The organism is Amycolatopsis keratiniphila subsp. keratiniphila (assembly GCF_001620365.2).
Classification (GTDB): Bacteria; Actinomycetota; Actinomycetes; order Mycobacteriales; family Pseudonocardiaceae; genus Amycolatopsis; species Amycolatopsis keratiniphila.
This window is the reverse complement of record NZ_LQMT02000001.1, coordinates 17,925-35,941: the sequence shown is the minus strand read 5'-3', so window position 1 is coordinate 35,941 and position 18,017 is coordinate 17,925. Positions and strand designations below refer to the sequence as shown.

Sequence of the window (18,017 nt, the reverse complement as noted above, 5' to 3'; positions counted from 1 at the left end):
CCACGATGTACCGCACGATGCTGAAATCGAAGATCCATAGGGCGACGGTCACCCAGGCCGATCTCCACTACGTCGGATCGGTGACCGTCGACGAGGACCTGATGGACGCGGCGGATCTGCTGCCGGGCGAACAGGTGTCCATTGTGGACGTCACCAACGGCGCACGGCTCGAAACCTACGTGATCGCGGGCGAACGCGGCAGCGGGGTGCTCGGGATCAACGGCGCCGCGGCGCATTTGGTGCACCCGGGCGACCTGGTGATCCTGATTTCGTACGCGCAGATGGAGAACGCCGAGGCGGCCGCGTTCCGGCCGCGGGTCGTCTTCGTCGACGCGGACAACCGGATCGTCGAGAAGGGCGCCAACCCCGGGCACGCGCCGGAGGGCTCCGGTCTGCTGAGCGGCACCGTGACCCTGGCCGACGACGACACGATGACCTTCCCGGTCGCCGAAACCGCCGACGCCCGCCGTCTCGACGCGCTGCTGCACGCCGAAAGCTGAGTCCTTGCTGCTCACGATCGACGTCGGCAACACCAACATCGTTCTCGGGCTGTATTCGGGAAACGAGCTGATCGGTGACTGGCGGATGCGCACCGACGCGCGGATGACCGCCGACGAGCTCGCGCTCACCATGCGCGGGCTTCTCGGCTCGCATGCGGACGCGGTCACCGGGATCAGCGCGCTGTCCACGGTTCCCGCCGTGCTGCGGGAGCTGCGCGTCATGCTTTCGCGTTACTACGCCAGGGTGCCGAAGATCGTCATCGAGCCGGGGGTGCGCACCGGTGTGCCGCTCCTGGTCGACAACCCCAAGGAGGTGGGCGCGGACCGGCTGGTGAACACCCTGGCCGCGCATCACCTGCACCCGTCGACCGCTTGTGTGGTGGTGGATTTCGGGACTTCGACCAATGTGGACGCCATCTCCGCCAAGGGCGAGTTCCTCGGCGGCGCGTTCGCACCCGGGATCGAGATCTCGGTCGACGCGCTGGCCGCGCGGGCCGCGGCGCTGCGCAAGGTGGAGCTGGTGCCGCCGCGGTCGGTGATCGGCAAGAACACCGTGGAATGCCTGCAATCCGGCATCCTCTACGGGTTCGCCGGCCAGGTCGACGGCCTCGTGAAGCGGATCAAGCGCGAACTCTCGCCCGGCGGGACGGATCCGGTCGCGGTGATCGCGACCGGCGGCCTCGCGCCCTTGGTGCTCGGCGAATCCGAGACGATCACCGAGCACGCGCCGGATCTGACGCTCCTGGGCCTGCGGCTGGTCTACGAGCGCAACCACCGCATTTAGTGAGGGGTAGGGCAAAACGTGGCGTGGTCGGTGCAGGTGGTCGTGAGTGGCGCTTCGGGTTCTAACCCGAAACGCCACTCACGACCCGCGCTTGACCAGGGCTGAAGGCTCCCTTCGCCGCATTAGACGTGGTGAAGGGAGCCTTCACACCGTCGCTGGCCCCGCCCGCGAACACGACACCTTCGCCCTACTGGTCGATAGAACCAACCGGGTCTCAGCTACCTGCAGCCGGACGGTTTCGTGTGACCGCAGGGACGACACGCGTGATCAGACGGACGACACGCGTGATCAGACGGACGACTCGTGGCGGGAGGCGATCATCAGCACCCGCCGCGTCATCAGGTCCTGGTTCCGCAGCGTCTGTTCGAGGCTCGCCCGGAGCCTCGAAGGATCGTCGCCCGATTCGGCCGCGAGTTCCTCCAGCCGTTCGAGCGAAAGCTCCACGGTCCGCCGTTGCCGCGCCCGCCAGTCCGGCGTCTCCTCGTAGGAAAGGACGTCGAAACCGGCGGCCTCCAGCAGCGGCCGGTGGTCGGCGACCTGGGGCGGCCGGTTCACCGGCTGCCCGTCGAAGTCCCAGGTCGTCACGAGCAGCCGCCCGCCCGGCGCGAGGATCCGCGCGAATTCCTCGCAGGCGCGGCGCTTGTCCGGCGCGAACAGCAGCGCGTCGACACTCATCACCGCGTCGAACGACGCGTCGTCCAGCCCGGTGTCCTCGAAGTCGCCGACCCGGAACTCGGTCGCCTCGACATCCATGGCCTCCGCGCGGCGCCGTGCCGACGCCAGCGCCGTCGCCGCGATGTCGATGCCGGTGAGCGTCGCGTACGTGCGGGCGGCGACCCACAGCCCGGGACCGCCGCGCCCGCAGCCGATGTCGGCGAGCAGCCCGCCCGGCTCCAGCCGCGCTTCGGCCGCGATGCGGCGCAGGTCGGTCCGGGTCACGAAGCTGTAGGTGTCGAGCTCGGCGGGGTACTCGTCGCCGTAGACCTCGGCCCAGATCCGCGCGGACACCGCCGACGCGGGGGCGCCGAACGTCGCCGTGAACGCCGCCTTCCAGTCGGTCATCGCTTCCGTGCCCGGAAGACGGTGGTGGTGATCGGCAGGTCGAATTCCCCCGTGGCGGTTTCCGGATTCCGGCCGAGGAATTCCCGTGCCGTGCGCAGTTTGGCTTCGCGTTCCTCCGCCGGGGCCACCAGCATGTGCGAATGGGTGGCGAGAGTGGCCACCAGGGTTTCCGCCGTCCTGGGTTGTTTGTGGCCGAACGTCTTCTTCTCGAACGGCTCGAAGGCCTCGTGTGCCGGCAGCGATTCGTAGTCGCTCAGCCAGCGCCTGCTCATCGACGTCTTGATCAGCGCGTTCAACTCGGCCAGCCAACCCGCCGACTCGTCGTCGTGGTTCCACAGCGCGGCGAAGACTCCGCCCGGTTTCAGCACCCTGGCCATCTCCGGATAGGCCCGGTCGAGATCGAACCAGTGGACGGCCTGGCCCACCAGCACGGCGTCCACGGAGCCGTCCGGCAGCGGGATCTCTTCGGCGGTCCCGACGAGCGGGGTCACGGCGGGGAGTGTCCTGGTGAGCTCGGCGAGCATCTTCTCGTCCGGCTCGACGGCCGTGACCTCGACGCCCAGCGCCAGCAGTCCTTCGCTGACCTTGCCGGTCCCGGCCGCCAGGTCGAGGACCCGCTCCGGGGTTCCCGCCGCGCCGGCCAGCCCCCAGGCCAGTGCCTTTTCCGGATAGTCCGGCCGATGCTCGGCATAGGCGGCGGCCTCCGCGCCGAACGAGGCGGCACGGCGTGCTTGCAGTTCGGGTTCGATGCCAGGAGTGGATGAGTTCACGCGCTCAAGGTTAATGGAGAGAAAACCGGCCGGTCCGGACCCGGAAAAGGTAATCCGGTTGGCGTAGGGAAGCGGCGGGTTCGTACGCTGTGCGCCATGACTGAAATCCCCGCATCCGAGGGCGTGAGCCCCGACGAAGACCTGCCGGAACAGATGCGGGTGCGCCGGGACAAGCGCGACCGGATTATCGCGGAGGGTATCGATCCGTATCCGGTCGAGGTGCCCCGGACGCACTCGCTGGCCGAAGTGCGCGCGAAGCATTCCGGTCTTCCTGCCGACACCGCGACCGGCGACATCGTCGGTATCACCGGCCGGGTCATGTACATGCGCAATACCGGCAAACTGTGTTTCGCGAGTCTTCGTGAAGGCGACGGCACCGAGTTGCAGGCGATGCTCAGCCTCGCGAAGGTGGGCGAGGACGCGCTCGCGGCATGGAAGTCCGATGTCGATCTCGGTGATCACGTATTCGTCTCCGGCGAGGTCATCACCTCCAAGCGCGGTGAGCTTTCCGTGATGGCCGACTCCTGGCGCATCACGTCGAAAGCATTGCGCCCGTTGCCGGTGGCGCACAAAGACCTGGCCGAGGAAACGCGGATCCGGCAGCGTTATGTCGATCTGATCGTGCGTCCCAAGGCGCGGGACGTGGTCCGTACCCGTGCCGGTGTGCTGCGTTCCCTGCGTGACTCGTTTCACGGCCGGGGATTCCTCGAGGTCGAGACCCCGATGCTGCAAACGCTGCACGGCGGTGCCGCGGCGCGGCCATTCGTCACGCATTCGAATGCCTTCGACCTCGATCTGTACCTGAGGATCGCGCCGGAGCTGTACCTCAAGCGTTGCGTGGTCGGCGGTATCGAGAAGGTCTTCGAGATCAACCGGAACTTCCGGAACGAGGGCAGCGACTCCTCGCACTCGCCCGAGTTCGCCATGCTCGAGTACTACGAAGCGTATGCGACCTATGACTCCAACGCGGTGATGACGCGGCAGCTCATCCAGGAGGCGGCACAGAACGTTCTCGGTACTCAGGTGGTCACTCTCGCCGACGGTTCGGAGTACGACCTGTCCGGCGAGTGGACCACGCTCGGAATGTACGAGTCGTTGTCCGAGGCGTTGTCGGAAGAGGTCACTCCCGAGACATCGGCGGACAAGCTGCGTTCCTATGCCGAAGCGCGAGAGCTGGAGCTCGACCCGAAGTTAGGCCACGGCAAACTCGTCGAAGAACTTTGGGAACATCTCGTCGGCGATCATCTCCACGAACCTACTTTTGTCCGTGATTTTCCGGTCGAGACATCCCCGCTGACCAGGCAACATCGCAGCAAGCCGGGGGTGGCCGAGAAGTGGGATCTGTACGTGCGCGGATTCGAACTGGCCACCGGATACTCCGAGCTGGTCGATCCCGTGGTGGAGCGGCAGCGTCTCGTGGAACAGGCCCGGCTGGGTGCGCAGGGCGATAGTGAGGCCATGAACCTGGATGAGGATTTCCTCCGCGCGCTGGAGTACGGAATGCCGCCGAGCGGTGGTGTCGGAATGGGGATCGACCGGTTGCTGATGGCGCTGACCGGCCTTGGTATCCGGGAGACCATCCTGTTCCCGCTCGTCCGACCCGAATAACCCGTCCGCGTGACAGATACCTCGATCGTTCTCGTAAACAAGATTTGCGTTATGAGTCGGTAGCGGGTATTAATGTCGCTAGACAAAGTCTTCTGTCCGGGGCATGCCCCGTACCAGATCATTCGTGTAAGCCCCCAGCAGGAGGAAACAGATGGCACAGAAGGTGCTCGTCTCGCTCGTCGACGACCTCGACGGCACTGAGGCGGAAGAGACCGTCGAGTTCGGTTTGGACGGTGTGAGCTACCAGATCGACCTTTCCGCGGAAAACGCGGAAGAGCTTCGTGACGCGCTGGCCCAGTATGTGGAGCACGCCCGTCGCGCGGGTGGCCGTAAGCGCACCGCCATTCGTCCGGTCGCCGGCGTGAAGGCCGCCGCCCGTCCCGCGACCGTGGACCGCGAGCAGAACCAGGCCATTCGCGCCTGGGCCCGCAAGAACGGCTTCCAGGTTTCCGACCGCGGACGTATCCCGTCCGAGGTCGTGGAGGCCTACCACAAGAAGAACTGAGGTCTTTCAGACCAGACGGCCGCCGGGAAACCTTTCCCGGCGGCTTTCTTGTTCTTGTACACGGTTCAAGCGGGCGTACTCGCTGGGCGCCCATCCGGTCACGGAGCGGAAATCCCGGGTGAAGTGCGCTTGGTCGCTATAGCCCAGCGTGAACGCCAGTTCCGCGTAGTCCGGCCGTTCCTCGGCCGCGATCCGTGCCGCCGCCTCGTTCAATCGGTATACCTGAATCGCCCATTTGGGGGCGGTGCCGACATGTTCGGCGAACAGGCGTTGCAGGCTTCGTTGAGACAGGCCTGTCCGGCTTGACAGCTCGGCGACCCGGGTAATGGCCTGATCGCCCGCGATTGTTTCCACCGCTTCGATGGCCGTCGCGGCCGCGGCGGTGAGCACGGGGTGTTTCGCGAGGAGCAGTTCCTCCGCGGCACGGACCATTTCGAAGTCGTCCGTCGCATTCCGTACCGATTCCGTCACTGCTCCGGCCCCGGGGAAGAGATCGGTGAGCGGAACGGAACCGCCGGAGATCATCGAGACCGGACCGCCGAGGAATGCCCGGAATGCCCCCGGGCGGAATCGCACGCCGATACCGTGGTCCGTGCCCTCGACGAGGTAGCGGAAAGGTCGTTTCCCCGGTCCGTACGCACCCGCCGCGCGGCGGAAGAACGTGACGTTCACCGCGAGATTGGGCAAAACCGCCTGTTCCTCGCCCGGCAGGCCGCGCAGATCCCAGCGCAGCACCCAGTGGTGGTCGACGTACGGGCGCAGTTCCGGCGTCGGTGGATGCCGGACGAGGCTGAACTTCGCCGCCCGCGCGTTGACGATCCCCGCCGGGATCCGGTGCCCGCTCACCGGATCAACCTAACCCTGTCGCGTTTCTTCAAGACAGCGCGCCGGTGCGCGGGATTTCCTGCCCACATGACCGAACACGCTGCCCTGATCGCTCCCGCCGCCGCGGAATTCACCGGAATCCTGCGCGGGATCGGCGAATCCGACCTCTCCGCCCGCACTCCGTGCGCCGAGTACGACGTCCGCGCGTTGCTGAACCACCTTCTCTACTGGGGTCCCTGGCTCGAAGCCGCCGGGCACAAGACGGCACCGCCCGAAGTGTCCGTCGGCGAGGCCGAAGCGGGTCTCGCCGACGGTGAATGGCTCAGTGCCATCGAGAAACAGACCGCGCGGCTCGTGGACGTCTTCGGGACACCCGGGGCGTGGCAGGGCATGACGGCGCTCGGCGCGACGGAAATGCCGTCGTCGATCGTCGGCGACATGGTGCTCGGCGAGTTCGTCTTCCACGGCTGGGACCTGGCGAAGGCGACAGGCCGCACGTTCGACGTCGCGCCCGAAGTGGCCGAAGCCGTCTTGGCGTCCGCCACGGCGATGGGGGAACAGGCTCGGACGATGAAGGTGTACGGGGAAGAAGTGGCCGTCGCGGAAGGCGCGACGCCGTTCGAGCGCGCTTTGGGAGTGACGGGACGAAACCCCGGCTGGAGCCGTTAGCGGGTTCGCGGACAACCTCCGCATTCCGATTCCGCCGGAAGCAGATGGTTGAAACAGCAGCCCTCGCGGATTCTCGTCCACTCGCGGCGTCCATCGGCTCCGGTGGCGAGCGTCAGCTTCGATGAAGAGGTCAACGGCGGGAACCGGGCTTCGAGGACCAAAGCGGCGTCCGCGACCCCGGCGCCCTCGGCCTCCGGAGTCCCGCCCAGCCGTCCCGCCGACCACAGCGCGTTGTCGAGCGCGTCCGTGGCGGCGGCCCACAACTGGCGCCGCCCGAGCCTCGTCAGCGGCCCGTAGACGTCGATGAACCGGCTCGCGTGCGCGACGTACCGGCCCCGCAGGACGGCCGCCAGCGCCCGCTCGTCCGGGACCACGACGGCCCTCGGGTGCGCCGAGCCCGGGTCCGTGGGCAGGCAGTGGAACGTTTCGCGGAGGACGGCCACCGAGTCCGGGTGGGGCCGGTCGGCGCCGATCCGGAACGCCAGCGCGGACGGCGCCAGCGACGGGACGCGGCGTTGGTGATGGAGCAGCATCGCGCCGGCCAGGGCCGGGACGTGCAGGTACCAGGACAGGATCCAGCTCGCCGGGGTCCGCTCGGGGATCGTGGCCGCCTGCGGATACGTCTCGGCCAGCCAGCCGGTGAGCCGCTCCCGCCAGCGCACGAGGCGGGCCGGTTCGCCGAGCAGGTCGCGGCAGCGGACCCAGCCCGGCTCGCCCTCCGGCACGTCCGCGCGGAGCCGGGCGTCTTCGGGCATCCTCGACAGGGAGGCGCGGAGTCCGTCCTCGCGCGACGCGAGCGTGTGAGGATGCGACACGCCGACCTCCCGTCATTAGGTACGCCTAACCTTACATACCGTCCGTGACTACTCCGGACGGGTGTCCAACCACTGGGCGGACCCCGTGTTCGCGCTCAGCGGACAACCCTCGTCCGGCGGAATCCGGACGCGTGTTCGCACGTTGGGCTTGACGTAAAGGTGCAGGGCAACCGGAAGATGAAAGAGCGCACGGCCGGAGAACGGCCTGGGCGCGAACGGGCCGCAATCAGCCGTAGTGGTACGCCAGCGCGACCGCATGGCTACTAGAGTGGTCTCACGGTGCTGAATCCATCGCGGTGAAAGCACGATGGAAACGGGCCGCCGTCGCAGCAGTCGAGGGAGTGCACATGTTTGAGAGGTTCACCGACCGCGCGAGGCGGGTGGTCGTCCTGGCCCAAGAAGAGGCCAGGATGCTCAACCACAACTACATCGGCACCGAGCACATCCTCCTGGGTCTGATCCACGAGGGTGAAGGTGTCGCCGCCAAGGCGCTGGAATCGCTGGGCATCGCGCTGGAGGGCGTCCGCCAGCAGGTCGAGGAGATCATCGGCCAGGGGCAGCAGGCCCCGAGCGGGCACATCCCCTTCACCCCGCGGGCCAAGAAGGTGCTTGAGCTGTCGCTGCGCGAAGCGCTGCAGCTCGGCCACAACTACATCGGCACCGAGCACATCCTGCTCGGGCTGATCCGCGAGGGAGAAGGCGTCGCCGCACAGGTGCTCGTCAAGCTCGGCGCGGACCTCAACCGGGTGCGTCAGCAGGTCCTGCAGCTGCTGTCGGGCTACCAGGGTGGCAAGGAGTCGACCGAGACCGGCTCCGGACGCGGTGAAGGCACCCCGTCGTCGTCGCTGGTGCTCGACCAGTTCGGCCGCAACCTGACCGTGCAGGCCCGCGAAGGCAAGCTCGACCCGGTCATCGGCCGGGGCAAAGAGATCGAGCGGGTCATGCAGGTGCTGTCGCGGCGCACCAAGAACAACCCGGTCCTCATCGGCGAGCCCGGCGTCGGCAAGACCGCCGTCGTCGAGGGGCTCGCGCAGAACATCGTCAAGGGCGAGGTCCCAGAGACGCTGAAGGACAAGCAGCTCTACACCCTCGACCTCGGCTCCCTGGTCGCCGGTTCCCGGTACCGCGGTGACTTCGAAGAGCGCCTCAAGAAGGTGCTCAAGGAGATCAAGACCCGCGGCGACATCATCCTGTTCATCGACGAGCTGCACACGCTCGTCGGCGCGGGTGCCGCCGAGGGCGCGATCGACGCCGCGTCGATCCTGAAGCCGATGCTGGCCCGTGGTGAGCTGCAGACCATCGGCGCGACCACGCTCGAGGAGTACCGCAAGTACATCGAGAAGGACGCCGCGCTGGAGCGCCGCTTCCAGCCGATCCAGGTCGGCGAGCCGTCGCTCGAGCACACGATCGAGATCCTGAAGGGTCTGCGTGACCGGTACGAGGCGCACCACCGCGTCTCGATCACCGACGGCGCGCTGGTGCAGGCGGCCACCCTCGCGGACCGCTACATCAACGACCGCTTCCTGCCGGACAAGGCGATCGACCTGATCGACGAGGCCGGCGCCCGGATGCGCATCCGCCGCATGACCGCGCCGCCGGACCTGCGCGAGTTCGACGAGAAGATCGCCGACGTGCGCCGGGACAAGGAGTCCGCGATAGACGCGCAGGACTTCGAGCGCGCCGCCCGCCTCCGTGACGAGGAGAAGACCCTCCTCGGCCAGAAGGGCGAGCGGGAGAAGCAGTGGAAGGACGGCGACCTCGACGTCGTCGCCGAGGTCGACGAGGAGCAGATCGCCGAGGTCCTCGCCAACTGGACCGGTATCCCGGTGTTCAAGCTCACCGAGGAGGAGACCACGCGTCTGCTCCGCATGGAGGAGGAGCTGCACAAGCGGATCATCGGCCAGGAGGACGCGGTCAAGGCCGTCTCCCAGGCGATCCGCCGCACCCGTGCCGGCCTGAAGGACCCGAAGCGCCCCTCCGGCTCGTTCATCTTCGCCGGCCCGTCCGGTGTCGGTAAGACCGAGCTGTCCAAGGCGCTCGCGGCGTTCCTGTTCGGCGAGGACGACGCGCTCATCCAGATCGACATGGGCGAGTTCCACGACCGCTACACCGCTTCGCGGCTCTTCGGTGCCCCTCCGGGCTACGTCGGCTACGAAGAGGGCGGCCAGCTGACCGAGAAGGTGCGGCGCAAGCCGTTCTCGGTGGTCCTGTTCGACGAGATCGAGAAGGCCCACCAGGAGATCTACAACACGCTCCTGCAGGTCCTCGAAGACGGCCGTCTCACCGACGGTCAGGGTCGTACGGTCGACTTCAAGAACACCGTGCTCATCTTCACCTCGAACCTGGGTACCTCGGACATCTCCAAGTCCGTCTCGCTCGGGTTCTCGTCCGGCGGTGACAGCACCAACCGGTACGAGAAGATGAAGCAAAAGGTCAACGAGGAGATGAAGAAGCATTTCCGGCCGGAGTTCCTGAACCGGATCGACGACATCATCGTCTTCCACCAGCTGACCAAGGAACAGATCATCGAGATGGTCGATCTGATGATCGCCCGGGTCGAGACGCAGCTCAAGGCCAAGGACATGGAGCTGGAGCTCACGCCCAAGGCCAAGTCGCTGCTCGCCAAGCGCGGCTTCGACCCGGTGCTGGGCGCGCGGCCGCTGCGTCGCACGATCCAGCGCGAGATCGAGGACCAGCTGTCGGAGAAGATCCTGTTCGGCGAGGTCCAGCCCGGCCAGATCATCCTGGTCGACGTCGAAGGCTGGAACGACGAAGAGGGCGAGAAGGACGACAAGGCGCACTTCGTCTTCCGCGGCGAAGCCCGTCCCTCGTCGGTCCCGGACGCCCCGCCGGTGAGCATCGGTGCCGGCTCGACCGAAGAGAACGGTGAAGCCGAGGGCGAGTAACGCCTCTCTGCTCCTGAAGTGCCCGTCGCGGTTTCGCCGCGGCGGGCACTTCCGCGTTTTCGGTGTGTCGTGTCGTCCGTCTGATCACGCGAGTTCGCCCTCCAATCACGCGAGTTACGTCCCCAATCACGTGAGTTACGCGTTCAATCACGTGATTTCGCCTTTCCCGCACAGGGGCCTGTGTGCGTGGACGGCGAACTCGCGTGATCAGGCGGACGACACGTGTGATTGGACGCGCGACTCGCGTGATCAGGCACGGAACTCGCGTGATTGGGGCCGTGACTCGCGTGATTGGAGGCGGAACTCGCGTGATCGGAGGGCGTGAGACGATGCCATCGGGTCCGGGAGGGGGTCAGATGGACGTTCTGGCGATCGATTTCGGTACCTCCAGCACGGTGGGGGTGCTTTCGATCCACGGCAGGGGGACGCAGGTCGTCGAGATCGACGGGTCGGTGACGATGTCGTCCGCGATCTACGCCGACAAGGACGGCACGGTCTTCGTCGGCCGGGACGCCGAACGCCGGGCCCGCCTCGACCCGAGCCGGTTCGAGGCGAATCCGAAGCGGCGTATCGACGAGGGCGCTCTCCAGCTCGGTGACCTCTCGCTCCCCATCGCCGACGCCTTCGCCGCAGTGCTGCGCCGTGTCGGCGAAGAGGCCGAGCTGCTCCTCCAGCGGATGCCCGCGCAGGTGCGCATCTCGCATCCCGCGGGCTGGGGCCCGGACCGCAAGCAGATCCTCCGCGACGCCGCCCTCAAGGCCGGTTTTCCCACCACGGTGCTCATTCCCGAGCCGGTCGCGGCCGCCGCGCATTACGCCTCGCTCAACAACGGCAGGCGGCCGCCCGGTCCGATCGCGGTGTACGACCTCGGGGCGGGCACCTTCGACTGCGCCGTCGTCGGCGTGAGCGCGCAGGGGTTCGCCGTGCTCGCCGAGGACGGGCTGCCCGATCTCGGCAGTCTCGACATCGACCAGGCACTGCTGGTGCACATCGGCCGCGAGGTGTCGCATTCCGATCCCGCGCAGTGGCAACGGATCCTGCGCCCGCAGTCGGTCAGCGACCGCCGGACGCGCCGGTCGTTGCTGCAGGATGTCCGTGACGCCAAGGAAAGCCTGTCGCGGCACCAGCAGACCGAGATCCCGATGCCGGAGCCGTTCGGCGACGTGCGGGTGACGCGGATGGAGCTCGAAGCGCTCGTCCGGCCGAGTTTCCTGCGCAGCGGCGAACTCCTGGCCACCACGATCCATCGCGCCGGGCTGACCCCGGACCGGCTCGGCGGCGTCTACCTCGTCGGCGGGCCGAGCCGGATGCCGTTGCTGGCGAGCCTGCTGGCGAACCAGCTCAGGATCGCGCCGACCACGCAGGACCAGCCGGAGACCGCGGTCGCGTTCGGGCTGCATCACGTGCCCACCGGTGGTGAGGATTCCCAGCTGACCGTGCCCGCCTTCGCGCCGGTGCGGCCACAGCCCGTCCAACAGCCGGTTCAGCACCAGCCCCCGCCGCAGCGTCCTCAGCCGCCGCGTTGGACACCGCCCCCGCCGCCGCCCGGCCGCAACTGGCAGAAACCCACGACCTACGGCGTCGTTGCCCTCGCTCTCGCAGCGATCGTGACGACGATCGTCCTGCTCAGCGGCGGCAAGGAGGAGCCGGTCGCCGGGCCGGCTCCGGCGAAACCGGTGAGCTGCGATCAGCCCGGCCCGAAGGACGCGCAGGGGTTCACGGACTGTCTCCGCCGGATCGCCGCCGTCATCCCGCAGCGGGACGAGTGCCGGGACGCGCCGGACGCGGCCGCCACGGTCGGTGCGGCGTCGGCGGTCACCTGCGTGTTCAAGGACGCCAAAGGATCGAACGCGATCAACTACTACCAGGGCGTCGCGATGACCGGCCTGGAGGACGGCGTCCGGCAGCGGATGACCAAGGGCAAACCCGCGGAGGGCACCTGGGCGGCCGACGGCCTCCGAGGGCGCTACGTGGCGGGCGTGGGCGCGCGAAGCGGCATCGTGCTCTTCGGGACCGAAGACGCGCCGTTGAGCGCGATGCTCGTCTCGACCCGCAGCGATGGCACCGCGCGGACGACCGCGGAGATGGTCGAGTTCTTCACCGCCCAGCTCAAGCCTTGATCAGTGCAGGGTGCCCGCGGGCGTCGAAAGGTCTTCGGTCACCGAAAGCGCGGTCTCCACGATGATCTCCAGCGCCTCGGCGGCGCGGTGCACGGCCAGGCTCGGCGCGGTGGTCCGCGCGGCCTGCTCCGGGGTGTACGGCACGTGCACGAAACCGCCGCGCACTCCGGGAAAGTCGTTGTCCAGCAAGTGCATCAGCCCGTAGAAGACCTGATTGCACACGTACGTCCCCGCGGTGTGCGAGACCGACGCCGGCAGCCCCGCGTCCTTGATCCCGGTGACACAGGCCTTCACCGGCAGCGTGGTGAAGTACGCGTTGGGGCCGCCGGGGATCACCGGGACGTCGACGGGCTGCGAGCCCGCGTTGTCCGGGATGCGCGCGTCGATCAGGTTGATCGCGACCCGCTCCGGGGTGACGTCGGGGCGGCCGCCCGCCTGGCCGACGCAGATCACCAGCTCCGGGCGGTATTCGTCGATCGCGTCGCGCAAGGTGACCAGCGAACGCGAGAAGACGCACGGCAGTTCGACGGCCACGGTGTCGTGCCGTCGGCCGGTGAGCAGGGAAACCGCCTGCCACGACGGATTCACCCGCTCACCGCCGAACGGTTCGAAACCGGTGAGGAGCACAGACGTCATGCCCTCACCCTAACGTGTGACGCAGGTCAGGAGACGGGCTTGAGGTCCCCCGGGTAGAGGTACTCGGGCGCCGGCTTGGTGTTGCCGTAGAACCACGCGTCGAAGAAGCCCTGGAGGTTCTTGTGCGCGACGCGTTCGGCGAACTTCTGGAACTCCGGAAGGCTCGCGTTGCCGTCGCGGTGGATGGCGGGCCACGTCTTCAGGATGCGGTCGAACGGCGCCGCGCCGATGTAGTTCTTCAGCGCGTGCAACGCCACCGGGCCCTTCGAGTACACGTAGGTGAACTCGTTGCCGGGCCCCATGTCGTACAGCTTCCCGGCCCAGAACCGGTCCGTCGCCTTCTGCACGGCGGTCAGGTAGCGCGCCTTCAGGTCCTGGCCGGATTTCGCCTCGGACCACAACCATTCCGCGTACGACGCGAAGCATTCGTTGAGGCAGACGTCCTTCCACTTGTCGACGGCGACCGAGTCGCCCCACCACTGGTGGGCGTTCTCGTGCACGATCGTCGGGATGTTGCCCGCCGCGCCCGAGTAGATCGGCCTGCTCAGCGTCTCCAGCGAGAACCCGATCGGCTCGGCGAGGAAGATGCCGCCCGCCGCGTCCACCGGATAGCGCCCGAACTTCGACGCCAGGAAGTCGATGATCTCCGGCAGCCGCGCTTCGGCCTGCTTGGTCGACGCGGGGGTGCCGGGGGCGTAGGCGTTGACGACCGGGGTGCCGTCGGACAGCTTCGTCCGCTCGAACTCCCATTTGTCGATCGCGACCGTCGTCATGTACGGCACGGCCGGGGTCTCTTCGGCCCAGACGTAGGTGGTCTTCGCCCCGTCGGCGAAGTGCCCGCGCTCGCGGCCGTTCGAGATGACGCCCCATTCCGACGGCACGGTGACGGCGAGGTGGAAGGTCGCCTTGTCGCGCGGGGTGTCGTTGACCGGGTACCAGGTGGTCGCCGATTTCGGCTCGCCCGCGACGAACGCGCCGCCGGATTTCGCGTACTGCCAGCCGTTCTCGCCCAGCGCCGGATCCTCGATCGGCTGCGGGACGCCGTGATACGCGATTTCGGCGGTGAACCGCTCGTGGTTCCGCAGCGGACGCGCCGGGGTGATCACGAGTTCGTGGTCGCCGGTGCGGGTGAAGGCCGCCTTCCGCCCGTCGACCTTGACCGAGTCGACGGTCAGCCCGTGCAGGTCGAGGTTGAACGAGCTCAGCGCCTGTGTGGTCCGCCCGGTGATCGTCTGCAGGCCGGTGAGCTGTTTGGTGGCGGGCTCGTAGCCGATTTTCAGGTTGTAGTCGCCGACGTCGTAGCCGCCGTTGCCGTCCTGCGGGTAGTAGCTGTCGCCCGCGCCGTCGGCGCCGGGTTTCCCGGTGTCGGCGAGGGCGGTCCCGCCGCCGAGGACACTCGCGGCCAGAACGGCGGCGACGACGGCCGCACTCCGGTACCTCATTCACGCTCCCAGTCGATCGGCTGTGACTTGATCCCGAACGTAGCGCTGTGACCTCGGCCTTCCGCCCGGAAAGATCCTTCGTGCCCGGATAATCCCCACTTCCGTCGCCTGGTCGGGGTATGCGTTTGCGGCTTCTGGAAAGCTGGGGTCCGTGCGTGTGACGCTGCTGGGCCCGGTCGGAGCGGAGGCCGGTGACGGCACCCCGGTCGACATCGGCGGTGCCCGCCTCCGCATGCTCTTGGCCAGGCTCGCGCTGGACCCCGGCCGTGCCGTCCCGGCGACGGCCCTCGTCGACGGTCTCTGGGGCGCGGAGCCGCCCGCCGACGCGGCGAACGCGCTGCAATCCCTGGTCTCGCGGCTGCGCAAGGTCCTGCGCGCCGAAGACGTCGCCCTCGACTCCGGGCCGGGCGGTTACCGGCTGGACGTCGCCCGCGAGGACGTCGATGTGTGCCGTTTCGAGCGGCTGGCCGCGGAGGGACGCGCGGAACTCACGGCGGGCCGGGACGCCGGTGCGGCCGCGATCCTCGCCGAGGCGCTCGGGCTGTGGCGTGGTCAAGCGCTGTCCGACGTCCTCGACGCTCCTTTCGCGCAGGCACCGGCGACCCGCCTGGAGGATCTGCGTCTCGAAGCCGCCGAAGACCGTTTCGAAGCGGAGATCCGGCTCGGCGGGCACGACCGGGTGCTGGCGGATCTCAAGGAGGCCGCCGGGCGGCATCCGCTGCGCGAACGGCTCGCCGGGTTGTGGATCCGGGCGCTGTGCGCGGCCGATCGCCAGTCCGACGCCCTGGCCGTCTACGAGGAGGTCCGGGCGGCGCTGGCCGATCAGCTCGGCGTCGATCCTTCGGCCGAACTCCAGGAGATCCATCTCGCGGCGCTGCGCGGCGAACTCGGCCCGCCGCCCGCGCCCGCCGATCATCTGCCGGTGCGGCTGACCAGTTTCGTCGGCCGTGACGACGAGTTGAAGCTGATCGCCGAGCTCCTCGCCGGTGCGCGGCTGGTGACGCTCGTCGGGCCCGGTGGTGCCGGGAAGACGCGGCTGGCCACGGAGGTCGCGACCCGGCATCCGGCGCACGCGCGCGGACGGGTCTGGTTCGTGCCGCTCGCCGGCGTCCGCGACCCCGGCGACCTGCCCGGCGCGGTCTTCGCGGCGTTGGAGCTGTGGGATCTCGGCCTTTCGCACGCCGGCGATCCGATGCGCCGCCCGGCGGACGCGCTGGCCAGGGTCGTGGAGACGCTCGGCGCCGGTGAATCGGTGCTGGTGCTGGACAACTGCGAGCATCTGGTCGACGCCGCGGCGGAGCTGACGAACACCCTGCTGCGGCGCGTGCCGACCTTGCGTGTCCTCGCGACGAGCCGGGAGGCGCTGGCCATCGACGGCGAGACGCTGTGCCCGCTCGGCCCGCTGGCGGTCCCGGAAGGCACGCCGACGGTTTCCCAGGCCGCTGAGGCGGGCGCGATCCGGCTGTTCGTCGACCGGGCGGTGGCCGTGCGCCCGGATTTCCGGCTCGACGAGTCCACTGTGGACGACGTCGCGCAGATCTGCCGCAGGCTGGACGGGATGCCGCTGGCGCTGGAGCTGGCCGCGGCGCGGCTGCGGTCGATGACCGTCGCGCAGATCTCGCAACGCCTCGACGACCGGTTCCGCCTGCTGACCTCCGGCAGCCGCACGGCGCTGCCGAGGCAGCGCACGCTGCGTGCCGTCGTCGAGTGGAGCTGGGACCTGCTCGACGACGCCGAGCGCGTGCTCGCCAGACGGCTTTCGGTGTTCGGGGCAGGCGCCGAGGTCGAAGCGGTCGAAAGCGTCTGCGCGGACGAGGGCCTGCTCGCCGAGGACATCCTGTACGTCCTCGGCTCGCTCGTCGAGAAGTCCATTGTGGACGCGATCGCCGGGGAGCAGGGCGAGCCGCGCTACCGCATGCTGGAGACCATCCGGGCCTACGCGGCGGAACGGCTCGATGAGGCCGAAGAGCGGGAACAGCTGACGAAGGCCTATCACCGCTACTACGCCCAGCTCGCCGAGCGGCTGGAGCCGATGCTGCGGACGGCCGATCAGCTCATCGCCATCTCGCGCTACGACGCGGAGCACGGCAACATCGTGACCGCGCTCCGCCAGGCCATCGACGCCGGCGACGTGGACATGGCGACGCATCTGTTCGGCAGCACCTTCTGGTACTGGCTGATCAAGGGCGACAGCGATCGGGTCGAATCCTTCGTCGCCGAAGTGCTCGCTTTCGGCGACCGGCTGGACGAGGACTTCGCGGCCGCTTTCCAGGCGATGCGCGAGATCACCACGATGGTGCCCGGCGTCGGCGACCGCGAAGCCGTGCGGGTCCTGATCGACGAATGCGTGCGGACGGACGCGTACACCCGGTTCGCCGGGCTGGCCATCGGCCTGCCCATGCTGGCCTTCTTCAGCCAGGACAAGGAACTCGCGCACCGTGAGGTGGAGCGGGCGTTGTCGAGCCCGGACCCGTGGGCGAGGTCGGCGGGGGCGTGGGCGCAGAGTTTCATCCTCGTCGACGACGGTGACCCCGACGGCGCCGAACAGGCCAGGGACCGGGCCTACGAAGGTTTTCTGGCCGTGGGCGACCGGTGGGGCACCGCGATGACGCTGGGGATGAAGGCGAGCGACATCTCGATGTCCGGCGATCACGAAGCCGCGCTCGCGCTGTACCGCCGAGGGCTCGCCCTCGCGCTCGAACTGGGATCGCAGGACGACCTGGTCCAGCAGCGATGGAGGCTCGCGACGGAGTACGCGCGGGCGGGCGATCTGGACACGGCGATGCGCGAGATGTTCGAGGCCGAGCGCTACGCGAGCGAAATGGGCAACGCCCAGCTGGCGGTGATGGTGCTGGTGGGCAAGGCCGATCTGCTCTGCCGGGCCGGACGCGTGGACGAGGCGCGTGAGGTCGCCATCCGATTCCGGGAGAAGATGACCGCGGTCGCGGCGCCGGGCACGTTCGGCGAGGAGTTCGGCGGATACATCGACACCGAGATCGGGCTGGCCGCCGGGGATCTGGCCGCGGCCGAACGCGGGGCCGCGGCCGTCGCGAAGTCCACCGCGGAGCGCGGCGACATCGCCGACCTCGGGCGGATCGTCGAGGTCGGCGGCCTGATCCGATTCCGGCAGGGACGACCTGAGACCGCCGTCCGGCTGCTCGGCGCGGCGAAACTCCTGCGCGGCAGGCTGGACCTCGGTGAACCCGGTGTCCGGCAGCTGATCGGCGATCTTCGCGAGCATTTCGGCGAGGAGTGCTACGAAGAGCTGCTCGTGCAGGACGCCGGGCTTGCCCGCACCGAGCTGCTGTCCTGGATCCTGCGGGAACTGGCTCCGTGAAGAAGGGCTCCTCGCCTGGCAGAGGCGAGGAGCCCTTC

14 protein-coding genes are annotated in these 18,017 nt (G+C 68.4%); 8 read left to right on the top strand and 6 right to left on the bottom strand.

Translation table 11 applies throughout. The features are described 5' to 3' along the window. Nucleotides 1-5: 5 nt before the first annotated feature. Both panD and AVR91_RS00155 read left to right on the top strand, forming a co-directional pair. Nucleotides 6-500: an aspartate 1-decarboxylase gene (gene panD / locus AVR91_RS00160; RefSeq protein WP_016337767.1), complete on the top strand. Its 495-nt coding sequence runs from the start codon at nucleotides 6-8 to the stop codon at nucleotides 498-500. A gap of 4 nt (nucleotides 501-504) precedes the next feature. Then, complete coding sequence (locus AVR91_RS00155) at nucleotides 505-1,284, top strand: type III pantothenate kinase (protein ID WP_063275553.1); 780 nt, start codon at nucleotides 505-507, stop codon at nucleotides 1,282-1,284. Between the two features lie 288 nt (nucleotides 1,285-1,572). Here AVR91_RS00155 and AVR91_RS00150 read toward each other — a convergent pair whose 3' ends face one another. Together AVR91_RS00150 and AVR91_RS00145 are read right to left on the bottom strand one after the other, a co-directional pair. After that, nucleotides 1,573-2,346 carry a class I SAM-dependent methyltransferase gene (locus AVR91_RS00150; RefSeq protein WP_063275552.1) on the bottom strand — a complete coding sequence of 258 codons (774 nt, stop codon included), beginning with the start codon at nucleotides 2,344-2,346 and terminating at the stop codon, nucleotides 1,573-1,575. Next, on the bottom strand, nucleotides 2,343-3,116 hold the full coding sequence (locus AVR91_RS00145) for a class I SAM-dependent methyltransferase (protein WP_063275551.1): 774 nt from the start codon (nucleotides 3,114-3,116) through the stop codon (nucleotides 2,343-2,345). The genes AVR91_RS00150 and AVR91_RS00145 overlap by 4 nt, the downstream gene beginning before the upstream one ends. Before the next feature lie 96 nt (nucleotides 3,117-3,212). Here AVR91_RS00145 and lysS point away from each other — a divergent pair, with 96 nt between their 5' ends. Together lysS and AVR91_RS00135 are read left to right on the top strand one after the other, a co-directional pair. Further along, complete coding sequence (gene lysS, locus AVR91_RS00140) at nucleotides 3,213-4,724, top strand: lysine--tRNA ligase (RefSeq protein ID WP_043848432.1); 1,512 nt, start codon at nucleotides 3,213-3,215, stop codon at nucleotides 4,722-4,724. A gap of 151 nt (nucleotides 4,725-4,875) precedes the next feature. Next, nucleotides 4,876-5,229 carry a histone-like nucleoid-structuring protein Lsr2 gene (locus AVR91_RS00135; RefSeq protein WP_005165380.1) on the top strand — a complete coding sequence of 118 codons (354 nt, stop codon included), beginning with the start codon at nucleotides 4,876-4,878 and terminating at the stop codon, nucleotides 5,227-5,229. Nucleotides 5,230-5,235: 6 nt separating this feature from the next. Here the strand turns inward: AVR91_RS00135 and AVR91_RS00130 are convergent, their stop codons facing one another. Beyond that, a complete protein-coding gene (locus AVR91_RS00130; protein WP_063275550.1) occupies nucleotides 5,236-6,075 on the bottom strand; it encodes a helix-turn-helix domain-containing protein in 840 nt (279 codons plus the stop codon). A 66-nt stretch (nucleotides 6,076-6,141) separates the two neighbouring features. Here AVR91_RS00130 and AVR91_RS00125 point away from each other — a divergent pair, with 66 nt between their 5' ends. Further along, nucleotides 6,142-6,723, top strand: coding sequence for a TIGR03086 family metal-binding protein (locus AVR91_RS00125; protein ID WP_063275549.1), 582 nt, complete (start codon nucleotides 6,142-6,144; stop codon nucleotides 6,721-6,723). Here the strand turns inward: AVR91_RS00125 and AVR91_RS00120 are convergent. Further along, the gene (locus AVR91_RS00120; RefSeq protein ID WP_063275548.1) at nucleotides 6,720-7,538 is read right to left on the bottom strand and encodes a hypothetical protein; all 819 of its coding nucleotides are present in this window, start codon (nucleotides 7,536-7,538) and stop codon (nucleotides 6,720-6,722) included. The two genes, AVR91_RS00125 and AVR91_RS00120, sit on opposite strands and share 4 nt — an antisense overlap. Nucleotides 7,539-7,885: 347 nt before the next feature. Here AVR91_RS00120 and AVR91_RS00115 point away from each other — a divergent pair, with 347 nt between their 5' ends. Both AVR91_RS00115 and AVR91_RS00110 read left to right on the top strand, forming a co-directional pair. Next, nucleotides 7,886-10,444: an ATP-dependent Clp protease ATP-binding subunit gene (locus AVR91_RS00115; protein ID WP_016337759.1), complete on the top strand. Its 2,559-nt coding sequence runs from the start codon at nucleotides 7,886-7,888 to the stop codon at nucleotides 10,442-10,444. A 356-nt stretch (nucleotides 10,445-10,800) separates the two neighbouring features. After that, on the top strand, nucleotides 10,801-12,564 hold the full coding sequence (locus tag AVR91_RS00110) for an Hsp70 family protein (RefSeq protein ID WP_063275547.1): 1,764 nt from the start codon (nucleotides 10,801-10,803) through the stop codon (nucleotides 12,562-12,564). On the opposite strand, the gene pcp is transcribed toward AVR91_RS00110, so the two are convergent. Beyond that, the gene (gene pcp, locus AVR91_RS00105) at nucleotides 12,565-13,200 is read right to left on the bottom strand and encodes a pyroglutamyl-peptidase I (protein ID WP_063275546.1); all 636 of its coding nucleotides are present in this window, start codon (nucleotides 13,198-13,200) and stop codon (nucleotides 12,565-12,567) included. 26 nt (nucleotides 13,201-13,226) lie between these two features. Then, nucleotides 13,227-14,642 carry a M1 family metallopeptidase gene (locus AVR91_RS00100; RefSeq protein ID WP_063275545.1) on the bottom strand — a complete coding sequence of 472 codons (1,416 nt, stop codon included), beginning with the start codon at nucleotides 14,640-14,642 and terminating at the stop codon, nucleotides 13,227-13,229. Between the two features lie 151 nt (nucleotides 14,643-14,793). Here AVR91_RS00100 and AVR91_RS00095 point away from each other — a divergent pair, with 151 nt between their 5' ends. Then, nucleotides 14,794-17,979: a BTAD domain-containing putative transcriptional regulator gene (locus AVR91_RS00095; RefSeq protein WP_063275544.1), complete on the top strand. Its 3,186-nt coding sequence runs from the start codon at nucleotides 14,794-14,796 to the stop codon at nucleotides 17,977-17,979. The last annotated feature ends 38 nt before the right edge of the window (nucleotides 17,980-18,017 follow it).